This window comes from Pseudomonas agarici (assembly GCF_900109755.1).
Classification (GTDB): domain Bacteria; phylum Pseudomonadota; class Gammaproteobacteria; order Pseudomonadales; family Pseudomonadaceae; genus Aquipseudomonas; species Aquipseudomonas agarici.
Map to the genome: position 1 here is coordinate 22,982 of NZ_FOAR01000025.1, position 12,337 is coordinate 35,318.

At 61.1% G+C, this 12,337-nt stretch carries 11 protein-coding genes; 10 read left to right on the forward strand and 1 reads right to left on the reverse strand.

Translation table 11 applies throughout. The features are described 5' to 3' along the window. Window positions 1-2: 2 nt before the first annotated feature. The gene (locus BMX68_RS19945; RefSeq protein WP_017132596.1) at window positions 3-689 is read left to right on the forward strand and encodes a Crp/Fnr family transcriptional regulator; all 687 of its coding nucleotides are present in this window, start codon (window positions 3-5) and stop codon (window positions 687-689) included. A 33-nt stretch (window positions 690-722) separates the two neighbouring features. On the opposite strand, the gene BMX68_RS19950 is transcribed toward BMX68_RS19945, so the two are convergent. Continuing rightward, entirely contained in the window at window positions 723-1,643 is a 921-nt protein-coding gene (locus BMX68_RS19950) for a LysR family transcriptional regulator (RefSeq protein WP_017132595.1), read from the reverse strand. A gap of 416 nt (window positions 1,644-2,059) precedes the next feature. On the opposite strand from BMX68_RS19950, the gene BMX68_RS19955 reads away from it, so the two are divergent. The 9 genes from BMX68_RS19955 to BMX68_RS19995 all read left to right on the forward strand — a co-directional run bounded on the left by BMX68_RS19955 (window position 2,060) and on the right by BMX68_RS19995 (window position 12,282). After that, window positions 2,060-2,872, forward strand: coding sequence for an energy transducer TonB (locus BMX68_RS19955; protein ID WP_074862545.1), 813 nt, complete (start codon window positions 2,060-2,062; stop codon window positions 2,870-2,872). Window positions 2,873-2,915: 43 nt separating this feature from the next. Next, the gene (locus BMX68_RS19960) at window positions 2,916-3,641 is read left to right on the forward strand and encodes a MotA/TolQ/ExbB proton channel family protein (RefSeq protein ID WP_017132594.1); all 726 of its coding nucleotides are present in this window, start codon (window positions 2,916-2,918) and stop codon (window positions 3,639-3,641) included. Window position 3,642: 1 nt separating this feature from the next. Further along, window positions 3,643-4,044: an ExbD/TolR family protein gene (locus BMX68_RS19965; protein ID WP_017132593.1), complete on the forward strand. Its 402-nt coding sequence runs from the start codon at window positions 3,643-3,645 to the stop codon at window positions 4,042-4,044. Between the two features lie 217 nt (window positions 4,045-4,261). Continuing rightward, the gene (locus BMX68_RS19970; RefSeq protein WP_060783197.1) at window positions 4,262-4,843 is read left to right on the forward strand and encodes an alpha/beta hydrolase; all 582 of its coding nucleotides are present in this window, start codon (window positions 4,262-4,264) and stop codon (window positions 4,841-4,843) included. A 55-nt stretch (window positions 4,844-4,898) separates the two neighbouring features. Continuing rightward, window positions 4,899-5,807: a sigma 54-interacting transcriptional regulator gene (locus tag BMX68_RS19975; RefSeq protein WP_017132592.1), complete on the forward strand. Its 909-nt coding sequence runs from the start codon at window positions 4,899-4,901 to the stop codon at window positions 5,805-5,807. A 248-nt stretch (window positions 5,808-6,055) separates the two neighbouring features. Beyond that, entirely contained in the window at window positions 6,056-6,838 is a 783-nt protein-coding gene (locus BMX68_RS19980) for a MetQ/NlpA family ABC transporter substrate-binding protein (RefSeq protein WP_017132591.1), read from the forward strand. A gap of 229 nt (window positions 6,839-7,067) precedes the next feature. After that, a complete protein-coding gene (locus BMX68_RS19985) occupies window positions 7,068-8,168 on the forward strand; it encodes an efflux RND transporter periplasmic adaptor subunit (protein WP_026013239.1) in 1,101 nt (366 codons plus the stop codon). Next, entirely contained in the window at window positions 8,165-9,235 is a 1,071-nt protein-coding gene (locus BMX68_RS19990; RefSeq protein WP_017132589.1) for an efflux RND transporter periplasmic adaptor subunit, read from the forward strand. Before BMX68_RS19985 ends, BMX68_RS19990 begins: the two co-directional genes overlap by 4 nt. Next, window positions 9,232-12,282 (forward strand): efflux RND transporter permease subunit, encoded by a 3,051-nt coding sequence (locus tag BMX68_RS19995; RefSeq protein ID WP_017132588.1) that lies wholly within the window; start codon window positions 9,232-9,234, stop codon window positions 12,280-12,282. Before BMX68_RS19990 ends, BMX68_RS19995 begins: the two co-directional genes overlap by 4 nt. Window positions 12,283-12,337 lie beyond the last annotated feature (55 nt).

Below are 12,337 nucleotides of genomic sequence, written 5' to 3' on the forward strand. Positions count from 1 at the left end.
TCATGGACGTATCTGCCTGGCGCTCGCGCCTGCTGACGGGCCACTGGTTCAGCAACCTGCCTGCTTACCTGCAGGATAGCCTGGTGGCCACGGCCAAGGGACGGCGCCTGACGCCGGGGCAGTGTCTGTTCAAGCGTGGTGACCCGCCCTGCGGCCTGTATGCGGTCCTCGAAGGCTCGGTACGGGTCGGTGCCGTCAGTGCAAAAAGCAACGCAGTGGCGCCGAGCCGGATCGAATTGCCGTACTGGTTCGGCGAGATTTCCTTGTTCGATGGGTTGCCGCGCACCCATGATGCCTACGCGGTAGGCCACACCATCCTGCTACACGTGCGCCAGGATGTCTTGTTGGAACTGCTGCAAGAGCACCCGGAATATTGGCGGCATTTTGCTTTGCTGATGAGCCAGAAGCTGTGCCTGACCTTTATCGGCCTGGAACAGTTGAGCCGGCTACCGACGGCTGTGCGCCTGGCGCATCGGTTGCTGCTGATCGCCGAAGGCTATGGTGAACTCAATCAGTCGCGGCAACTGATCCCGTTGGCCCAGGACCAACTGGCGGCGATGCTGTCGTTGTCGCGCCAGAGCAGCCGGCAGATTTTCCAGGGCCTGCGAGACGAGGGCATCATCGACCTGAACCAGGGTGAAATCGAAATTCTCGACCTGAAGCGCCTGCGGGCGGCGGCGAGTGCCTGAAAGGCGTCGACATTGAACTGATCGTACAGGCCACTAGAGCGCGGCATAATCTTCCTGACGGTCCAGCGCCACTAACGTCTGGATCATCGCCTGCGCCGCTGGCGATAGCCGGAACCCGGTGCGGCTGACAATCGCGCAACGGGCCTGCAGGCTCTCGATGTTCGGCGCCAGGTTGCGCCAATGCAGCAGCACCAGCGAATCCTGTGCCGCATCCTCGACAAACGCCTCATGAGTACCGACGCCAATCGCATTGGACTGGCGCACGATTTTCACCAGCGCGGGAAAATGTTCGGTCTCGATATGCGGCGAAAAATCGGTGCGCCCGCTGAGGTTTGCCAGCAGCTTGCGAATGCCTGGCGCGATCAGCGCGGTCGCCAGTGGATAGTCGAACATATCGTTGGTCGACAAGCTGTTCTTGGCCAGCAACGGGTGTTCGAGACGGCAGAAAAATACGCCACGCCTGGGCGTCAGTGCCTGGGTCTGGAAATTCGGGTCGGCTTCGAAATGACGGATGTCGGCGATAAAAAATTCTATTTCTTCGCGACTCAGGCTGCGGCTGAGTTGTTCCCAATTATCCACCCGGAATCGGGTGCGCACTTTCGGGTGGGCGTGGATAAACCGTGCTACCGCTTCCGGCACCAGTTTCACCGCCGGCGCTGGGCCGCAACCGAAGCGCAGTTCGCCGGCGTCGAACTTGCTCATCTGGGTCACTTCGGCGCTCAGCCGCGCCGCGCCCTGGACCAGAGGCAGGGCGTGTTGCAACACCATCTGACCTTCGGGCGTCGGGTGGAGGTCCTTACTGCCACGGTTCACCAACACACAGCCGAACTCTTGTTCCAACCCCTGGATACTGCGGCTGAAGGCCGGTTGGGTGATACCCATGGCGTCCGCTGCGCGGACAAAACTGCGATGTTCGTTGAGGGCGATAAAATAACGCAGTTGGCGAAGATCCATAGACTTCCCGGCACCCAAAAATAGCTCGAAGGCATTTGCGACGAGTGAGGCCTGAGGTTTTAAATGCAAGCTATTATTCGGTCAATGAAGAATTTTAGCGTCTATTAGATCGAAATTGAATATAAAGGACTGACGAGAAACTTCAACCATGGTCAGTTGGGTGTCTCGCCGTGGCTGGAGGATGCCTTCGGGGAATATTTTCAATGCTTGAAAAGCATGGTTTTTCAAGGGCATCGCTGCAACCCTTGAAACACGCGGCCTTGAGCGGGAGGTTTGGATTTGATATTCCTTTTCGCAATATTTATAACTTCAAATATTACTTTATGACCTAAGTGATCTCCATGGATCATCGGCTCTCTCGATGCGTGCCAGACATGCTTCGAGGATTTTTTGCTGAAGAACGCGGGAGTTATTTCATGGGCAATGTCCAGATCGCAGCCAGTGCATATGAGGTGCGCAGACCTCAAGCGCCGAGTGGCGAGTTGCTCGATCTCGGTCGACCCCATCACGCGCCGCTGGAGCAACTGCGTCTGCAGAAAGTGCCCAAGGGCATCCTCAGTCGACGCGAGGCAATCTTGCTCGGTGTATTCGCGCTGGCGCTGCATGGCGCGGTGGTCTACTGGCTGAGCCAGAAACAGGCGCCGGTGCTGGTGGTGGTGCCGCCGCAAATCCCGCCGATGACCATTGAGTTTTCCCAGCCGTCACCGCCCGTGGTTCAACCGCCGCCGCCCGTGTCGCCACCTCCATCGGTGGTCGAGCCGCCACCGCCGGTAGTTGACGAACTGGCGGCAAAGCCACCGCCTAAACCCATCGCCAAGCCCATATCGACGCCCAAACCGGTACCCAAGCCTGAGCCTAAGCCAGTGCCAAAGCCGGTCGAACAGCCGCCGGTATCGCCACAACCGACGGAGCCACCCGCGCCACCGGCTCCGCCCAGCCCGGCCCCGGTGACCCCGGCTTCGGCCAGCGCCGCCTACCTGAAGAACCCGGCGCCGGAGTATCCGGCGCTGGCCCAGCGGCGCGGCTGGGAAGGCACGGTGTTGCTACGGGTCCAAGTGCTGGCCAGCGGTACACCGGGCGAGATCCAGATTCAGCAAAGCAGTGGTCGCGAGCAACTCGACCAGGCTGCCCTGGCGGCGGTGAAGCGTTGGCGCTTTGTCCCGGCCAAACAGGGCGATGTCGCCCAGGTCGGCTGGGTCAGCGTACCCATCGATTTCAAGATCCACTGATCGGCAGCCAACGCGCTGAACGTTTTTACAGAGGGAACCTATTATGACGTTACTGGCATCTCCACTCCAATCCATCGAAAGCGCGGTGATCTGGCTGCTGATGGTCTTTTCCGTCGCCACTTGGGGCCTGACCCTGCTCAAGGTCGTGCAGTTCGCTCGCTTGAAGGGCCAGGATCGCACGTTCCACAAACAGTTCTGGGCGGCCTCCAGCCTCGACTCGGCGGTCGAGCTGAGCGATACCCTGCCTGGTGCCGCCGCCCGCGTGGCCCAGGCCGGCTATGCCGCGATCCAGGTCGGCGAGGCGCCACAGGTCGCTGGTCTGAGCCAGGCGATCAATCACCAGGACCGCCTGGAACGTGCCCTGCGCCAGCAGATCGTGCGTGAGCGTCGTGCCCTGGAAACCGGTCTGGCGGTGGTTGCCAGTATCGGCAGTACTTCGCCGTTCATTGGCCTGTTCGGCACCGTGTGGGGGATCATGGAGGCCCTCAAAGGCATCAGCGCCGCCGGTTCCGCGAGCCTGGAAACCGTGGCCGGACCGATCGGTGCCGCGCTGGTGGCGACCGGGGTGGGGATTGCTGTCGCGGTGCCTGCGGTGTTGGTCTACAACTACTTCCTGCGTCGCCTGAAACTCACTGCCGCCGACCTCGACGACTTCGCCCACGATTTCTATAGCCTTGCGCAGAAGAGTTCGTTTCGGCTACTGGTCCATCCGACGGCCAACAAGAGTACTGGCCTGAGCATTACGCAGAAAGTGAAGGAGGCGTCCTGACATGGCCTTTTCCATCCAAGACAGTGATGAGGTGCTCAGCGAAATCAACGTCACGCCGCTGGTGGATGTCATGCTGGTGCTACTGGTGGTGTTTATCGTTACCGCGCCGCTGCTGACTAACGCCATTGCGATCAACCTGCCCAAGACCGAAGCCGTAGCGCCGGTGACGCAGAAGGACGCGTTGGTGGTGAGTATCGACGGGGCCGGCAAGTGGTTTATCGACAAGGACGAAATCAAGCCACAGCTGCTGGAGCTCAGTCTCCAGGCAGCCAAGGCCAAGGACCCGGACCTACGGGTGCAACTGCAGGCCGACAACGCGGTGAACTACGGCGAAGTGGCGCGGGCCATGGCGTCCATCGAGCGGGCCGGAATCAGCAAATTGTCGGTGATCACCGCGCGCTGAACGCAACCGCTACTTGAGTTTTTTGGGCCGTCTCCTGGGCAGGGTACGGCTCTTTTTTATTGCCGGATAAGCTGATGGAATGGCCATGATGGTAACGGAGTGGAGGTTTTTTTATATTTCTTTATGATCTTAATAAATAGATTCTTATTCCTTAACGAATGCAATCTTTCTCCTTCATACTTGATCCGGAACGCAAACGCTGGAGCAGGTGTACCCCATGCGCAACGAGTCGATTCGTTATCTGATCGTGCCGGGCTGGCAAGGATCGCCAGAAGATCATTGGCAAACCCACTGGCAGAACAGCCTGCCCAACAGTGCGCGAGTGGAGCAGGCCGACTGGCTGACGCCGCGTCGCGAGGATTGGGTCGCAGCGCTCGCCGAGGCTGTTGCCGCCGACCACACGGCGGTGATCTTGATCGCCCACAGCCTGGGTTGCATCGCCGTCGCCCATTGGGCGCGATCCGCGCCGTTGCACCTGTTGCGGCGGGTTCGCGGAGCCTTATTGGTGGCGCCGGCCGATGTCGAACGGCATGCCTGCGCCGCGGCGTTGCGTAATTTTGCCCCGATTCCCGGCGACCGGCTGCCGTTCCCGAGCCAGATCGTGGCCTCCGACAACGACGACGCCGTCAGCGCCGCGCGCGCCCTCGAACTAGCGCATTGCTGGGGCGGCGAAGTCGACATCCTCAGTGGCGCCGGGCATATCAATGTGAACTCCGGCCATCAACGCTGGGAGCAGGGGTTTGCCTACCTGTACCGTCTGCAAACCCGTATGGAAGCGCCTTCGCTGCGCCGCGCCTGATTTTTTCCTCTGCTTGAACGTCCCCGCTGCGAGGCGGTCGGCGCGGGAGTCTGTCATGAGTCTGCATGAAATCTTCGGCCAGCCTTTGCTGACCTTTCCCGATGCGGAAAAAAGCCCGCTGAGTATCCGTGCCAAGGCGCTGGTATTCGTCGATCCGCGTTCGCGCCAGTTGCGCGAAGAGCTCGAACAACTGGCGCCCAAGGCGCTGCCGGTGCTGATCCGCGGCGAAACCGGCAGCGGTAAGGAGCTGTTGGCCCGACATATCCATCGCGCCAGCGACCGTACCGGGCTATTTGTCTCGGTCAACTGCGGCGCCATCAGCCTTACTTACGCCGACGCCGAGTTGTTCGGTTACGCGGTGGGGACCCACAGCAGTTCAGTCAGCAGTCGGGCCGGCTGGTTCGGCTCGGCCAATGGCGGAACCCTGTACCTGGATGAGATCGGCGACCTGCCGCTGCCGATCCAGATCAAGCTGCTGGCGGCCCTGGAAAACCATGAGGTGACGCGGGTGGGCGCGAAGCAGCCCAGCCCGGTGGATGTGCGTTTGGTGGCGGCGACCAGCATCGATCTGGGCCAGGCGGTGGCGGTGGGGAAATTCCACCCACGGCTCTATCACTACCTCTGCGAAGGCCGGCTGGAATTGCCGGCGTTGCGTGAGCGGGTCGGCGATATCTTGCCCCTGGCCGAGTATTTCCTCGGCATCTACAGTCAGCGCCTGAACCTGTCGGTACCGCTGATCAGTGACGGCGCCCAGCGGGCGTTGGAGCGTCACAGTTGGCCGGGCAATACTCGTGAGCTGGAAAACGTCATTCACTTCGCCTTGCTGGTGAGCAGCGGCGATGAGATCCTGGCGGAGCATCTGAACCTGCCAACGCCGTTGGCCCTGGTCGAGCAATTGATCGGTAGCCGTTGCGCCGAGGAACTGGCGGCGCTCAAACGGTTGTTGGAGCAGGCAGGCGCCTGATCTTTTGGAGAGCCGACTTGCCGATGAAGAAGTCGGCCAGAACGCTAAGCTTGATGGCAAGCTCGCTCACACATAAACATCGCGCCTGCCGGGCATTAATAAAATGGAATATGCAGACAAATAGAAGATATTGTTCTGGAATAAAAGCATCGGTATCTTCTACTCCATACCAACGATATCATTTTGCTAGCGCTTCTTTTCCCTTGGCTGTCGTCAATGACGACCAAGATTTTCGATAAGGACACTGCATGAAAAAGGTTTTGTTGTTTACCGCATTGGCGGCTGCTCTGACCGCGGGCCTGGCTCAGGCCGGTGAGAAACTGGTGGTAGCGGCAACGCCGGTGCCTCACGCCGAGATCCTCGAGCTGATCAAGCCGACCCTCGCCAAAGAGGGCGTCGATCTGGAAATCAAGATCTTCACCGACTACGTACAACCGAACACCCAGGTTGCCGAGAAACGCCTGGACGCCAACTACTTTCAGACCAAGCCGTACCTGGATGGTTTCAACAAGGGCAAGGGCACCAACCTGATCACCGTAGTCGGTGTCCATGTCGAGCCTTTCGGCGGTTACTCGAGAAAGGTCAAGAGCCTGGACGAATTGAAGGACGGCGCGACCATCGCCATTCCGAACGAAGGCAGTAATGCCGGTCGTGCCCTGTTGCTGCTGCAAAGCAAAGGCCTGATCGAACTCAAGGACCCAAACAACGCCCTATCGACACCGAAAGACATCGCCAGCAACCCGCACAAATTCAAGTTCAAGGAACTGGAATCGGCCCTGCTTCCGCGAGTTTTGGATCAAGTCGACCTGGATATGATCAACACCAACTATGCACTGGAAGCGGGTCTGAATCCGGCTAAGGACGCCTTGCTGATCGAAGGCGCCGACTCGCCTTACGTGAACTTCCTGGTCGCCCGTCCGGACAATAAGGACAGCGCCGCGATCCAGAAGCTGGCCAAGGCCCTGACCAGCCCGGAAGTGAAAGCGTTCATCGATAAGAAGTACAAGGGTGCGGTACTGCCGGCATTCTGATTGACGAATAATCCGGTCAAGGTTTGAACGCCGACGAGCAAGCAGCGTCGGCGTTGTTTATTTCACCATCTGTAATAAGCCGACCTTTGCGTACCCGTCCGCTCTGCCCCTACCGAGCTTGCTCGTCACGGAAATATTCGTAGAGTCTTGTCCACGCACGCAAGGAACCCCATTTCGCGCTAAACAGTCGTAACGACATGGTGTGTCAGCATTACACGAAGGAGTGTGTGTGAAAGGGTATCGAGTGAAGCGGGAAATAGCCTTGGTGCTGGTGGCGCTGCTGACTGGTTGCGGCCATGAACAACCTCCAGAGCCCGAGCGACCACGGGTCTTTGTCGAGCAGGTACAGCGCAAGGACTTCGCTGCCGCCGTAACCCTGACCGGCGACATCCAGGCCCGGGTCCAGACCGATCTGTCATTTCGCGTTGGCGGCAAGATCATCCAGCGCGGTGTCGATGTCGGGGCGCGGATTGCGGCCCACCAAGTGCTCGCCAAGCTCGATCCCAAGGATCTGCAAACCAATGTCGACAGCGCCCAAGCCGAGGTCAACGCTGAGCAGGCGCGGGTGCAGCAGACCAGCGCGGCGTTTGCCCGGCAGCAGAAGCTGCTGCCCAAAGGCTACACCAGCCACAGCGAATATGACGCCGCCCGCGCCGGTATGCTCAGCGCCAGGAGCGCCCTGACGGCGGCCCAGGCCCAGCTCGCCAATGCCCGCAAGCAGTTGGGCTACACTTCGCTGATCGCCGAGGTCCCCGGCGTAATCACCGCCCGCCAGGCCGAGGTTGGCCAGGTGGTACGGGCGACTATGCCGATCTTCACCCTGGCCCGCGATGGCGAACGCGACGCGGTGTTCAATGTCTATGAGTCGCTGTTGGAGGAGCCACCGGGTGACCGCTCGATCACCGTGACCCTGCTCGACAACCCGACGATCAAGGCCGTGGGCAAGGTTCGCGAAGTGACTCCGGCGGTCTCGGCCCGGAGCGGGACGGTACAGGTCAAGGTGGCCCTGGGCGAGCTGCCGGCGGGCATGGACCTGGGCTCGGTGGTCAGCGCCACCGCCACGGCGCCGGCCAGGTCGAGTATCGAGTTGCCCTGGTCGGCCCTGACCAAGGAGGGCCGCGAACCGGCTGTGTGGCTGGTAGATGCCGATGGCCAGGCCAGCCTGCATCGGGTCAAGGTCGGGCGTTACCTGACCGGTCATGTGATGATCAGCGAGGGCCTGGAGGGTGGCGAGAATGTTGTGGTCGCCGGCGGGCAATTGCTGCATCCGGGCATGCTGGTGGAAATCGCCAGGCCGACCCCGGCAACCGCTTCGGGAGCCCGGCCATGATGCGTCTGTCGCTGGTCCTGCTGGGCGGCCTGTGGATCGCCGCGTGTTCGAAGCAGGAGCCGCCACCCGAGCCGGTACGGCCAGTGCTGTTTATCGAGGTCAAGCCGGAGTCGGTGCAGCACCTCGGGCGTTTTGCCGGCAGCATCCAGGCCCGTTATGAAAGCACCCTCGGGTTCCGGGTGGCCGGGCGGATCGCCCGGCGCTATGTGGATGTCGGTAGCGAAGTGGCCCGAGATGCCTTGCTGGCGAGCCTTGATCCCACCGATCAGCAGAATCGCGTGCGTGCGGCCCAGGGCGATTTATCGCGGATCCAGGCGCAGTGGATCAACGTCCAGGCCAATGCTCGCCGCCAGCAGGAATTGTTCGACCGTGGCGTCGGCGCTCAGGCCCAGCTGGATGTGGCCCAGACCGATCTGAAGACCACCGGCGCCTCCCTCGAACAGGCCCGTGCCTCGCTCAGCCAGGCTAAGGATCAATTAGCTTATACCGAGCTGCACAGCGACCACGCCGCCGTGGTGACCGACTGGAAAGTCGAGGCCGGTCAGGTGGTCAATGCCGGCCAGGAAGTGGTCACTCTGGCGCGCCCGGATATCAAGGAAGCGGTGATCGACCTGCCGGCGGCACTGGCCGAGCGACTCGGCGAAGACGTCGAGCTGCGTGTCGCCAGCCAGCTCGATCCGAGCGTCAACACCACCGCGCGGCTGCGGGAAATCGAACCCCAGGCCGACAGCGCCACGCGGACCCGGCGGGCTCGCCTGACCCTGGCCGAGACTCCGGCGGCGTTCCGCTTGGGCAGCTCCATCAGCGTTACCTTGAGTTCAGCCATCGAGCCGCGCACTCGGTTGCCAGTGTCGGCCCTGCGCAAAGACCAGGACAAGGCGCAGATCTGGATCATCGACCCGCAAACCCACACCGTCTCGCTCCGCGATGTCCAAGTGCTTAGCCGCGAAGGCGAGACGACGTTGCTGGTGTCGGGGATCAGGACCGGCGAGAAAGTGGTGAGTGCCGGGGTGAACAGTCTCAAGCCTGGACAGAAAGTCAAAATCGACGAGGAACACCCACAATGAAAGGGAGCTTCAACTTGTCCGAGTGGGCTCTCAAGCACTCGTCGTTCGTTTGGTACCTGATGTTCGTCGCGTTGCTGATGGGGGTGTTTTCCTACATCAACTTGGGGCGCGAGGAAGACCCGTCCTTCACCATCAAGACCATGATCATCCAAACCAGATGGCCGGGCGCTACGGTGGATGAAACCTTGCAGCAGGTCACCGACCGCATCGAGAAAAAACTCGAGGAGCTGGACTCCCTCGACTATGTGAAAAGCTACACCCGACCCGGCGAATCGACAGTGTTCGTGTTTCTGCGCGACACCACCAGCGGCAAGGACATCCCGCAGATCTGGTATCAGGTGCGCAAGAAGATCGACGATATTCGCGGCGACTTCCCCCAGGGTATCCAGGGACCGGGGTTCAACGATGAGTTCGGCGATGTGTTCGGTTCGATTTATGCCTTTACCGGCGACGGTCTGAGCATGCGCCAGCTACGCGACTACGTGGAGCAAGTGCGGGCGCAGATCCGCGACGTGCCGGGATTGGGCAAGATCGAGATGATCGGTGAGCAGAACGAAGTGCTCTATCTGCACTTCTCCACCCGCAAGCTGGCCGCCCTGGGCATCGACCAGCGCCAGGTGGTGCAGAGCCTGCAAACGCAGAACGCGGTGACGCCGGCTGGGGTGATCGAAGCCGGGCCCGAGCGGATCTCGGTGCGGGCCTCCGGGCAATACGCTTCGGAAAAGGACCTGGAAGCGGTCAATCTCAAGCTCAACGATCGTTTTTACCGTCTGGCGGATATCGCCGAGATCAGCCGCGGCTACGTCGACCCGCCGACCCCGCTGTTCCGCTACAACGGCCAGTCGGCCATCGGCCTGGCCATCGCCATGAAGAAGGGTGGCAACATCCAGGACTTTGGCAGGCGCCTGCACGAACGCATGGACAGGCTGACCACTGAATTGCCGGTGGGCGTCGGCGTACACAGGGTCTCCGACCAGGCCGAGGTGGTGGAAAAGGCCGTCGGCGGCTTTACCAGCGCCTTGTTCGAAGCGGTGATCATCGTGCTGGTGGTGAGCTTTATCGCCCTTGGCCTGCGTGCCGGCCTGGTGGTGGCTTGCTCGATCCCGCTGGTGTTGGCGATGGTCTTCGTGTTTATGGAGTACAGCGGCATCACCATGCAGCGGATTTCCCTCGGTGCGCTGATCATTGCCCTCGGCCTGTTGGTGGACGATGCAATGATCACCGTGGAAATGATGGTCACGCGACTGGAGAAGGGCGATAGCAAGGAACAGGCGGCGACCTTCGCCTACACTTCCACGGCCTTCCCGATGCTCACTGGCACCCTGGTCACGGTGGCTGGTTTCGTGCCCATTGGCCTCAATGCCAGCTCGGCGGGGGAATATACTTTCAGCCTGTTTGCGGTGATCGCGGTGGCGATGCTGGCGTCGTGGGTCGTCGCGGTGTTGTTCGCGCCGGTGATCGGCGTACATATCCTCAGTGACAAAGTGAACGGGCACAACCCGCAGACCGGGCGTGTTGCTCAGGCCTTTAATGCCGGGCTGCTCTGGTCGCTGCGTAACCGCTGGTGGGCTATCGGTCTCACGGTGCTGATCTTCGCGCTGTCGGTGTTCTGCATGCGCTTCGTGCAGAACCAGTTCTTTCCGTCTTCGGATCGCCCGGAAATCCTCGTCGATCTCAACCTGCCCCAAAACGCCTCGATCCACGAAACACGCAAGGCGGTGGACAGGCTTGAGGCCGGTCTCAAGGACGATCCGGATATCCTGCGCTGGAGCAGCTATATCGGCGAGGGCGCGATCCGTTTCTATCTGCCCCTCGACCAGCAATTGCAGAACCCCTACTACGCCCAGTTGATCATCGTCAGCAAGGGGTTGGAGCAACGGGCGGCGCTGATGGACCGCTTGAACAAGCGCTTGCGGGAGGACTTCGTCGGCATCGGCAGCTTTGTCCAGACCCTGGAAATGGGGCCGCCGGTGGGGCGGCCATTGCAGTATCGGATCAGCGGCAAGGACATCGATCAGGTGCGCAAACATGCCATCGAATTGGCGACCATCCTCAACAAAAACCGCTACGTCGGCGAGACCATCTACGATTGGAACGAGCCGGGCAAGGTGCTGCGCATCGATATCGCCCAGGACAAGGCGCGTCAGTTCGGCTTGTCCTCCGAGGATGTGGCGAAGCTGATGAACAGCATCGTCAGCGGTTCGCCGATCACTCAGGTCAAGGACGATATCTACCTGATCAACGTGGTCGGGCGTGCGCTGGACAGCGAGCGGAGCACCCCGGAAACCCTGCAGAACCTGCAGATCGTCACCCCCGGTGGCACCTCGATTCCGTTGCTGGCATTCGCCACGGTGCGTTATGAGCTGGAGCAGCCGCTGGTCTGGCGGCGTGACCGGCTGCCGACCATCACCCTCAAGTCCGGTGTCCGGGGGGGTATCCAGCCGACCGATCTGGTCCGGCAACTGCAGCCCGAGATCGACAAGTTCTCGGCTGGCTTGCCGGTGGGCTACAAGGTGGTCACCGGCGGCACGGTGGAAGAGAGCGGCAAGGCCCAGGGCCCGATTGCCAAAGTAGTGCCGCTGATGCTGTTCCTGATGGCGACTTTCCTGATGATCCAGCTGCACAGTGTGCAGAAGATGTTCCTAGTGGCCAGTGTCGCGCCGCTGGGGCTGATCGGCGTGGTCCTGGCGCTGGTGCCGACAGGCACGCCAATGGGCTTTGTGGCGATTCTCGGGATCCTCGCGCTGATCGGCATCATCATCCGCAACTCGGTGATCCTGGTGACCCAGATCGACGAATACGAACGCAACGGCTACGAACCCTGGGAGGCGGTGGTGCAGGCAACGGAACATCGGCGTCGGCCGATCCTGCTGACAGCGGCGGCGGCGAGTCTGGGGATGATCCCGATTGCTCGGGAGGTGTTCTGGGGGCCGATGGCCTACGCGATGATCGGTGGGATCGTGGTGGCGACGGTGCTGACGCTGATGTTCCTGCCGGCGCTGTATGTGGCGTGGTATCGGATTCGCGAGCCGCAGCGGGAAGATTGATCGTGAGGGAGAGTCTTTGGTGAGGATGGGAATTGCCAGGGCAAAGGTGCTTGCT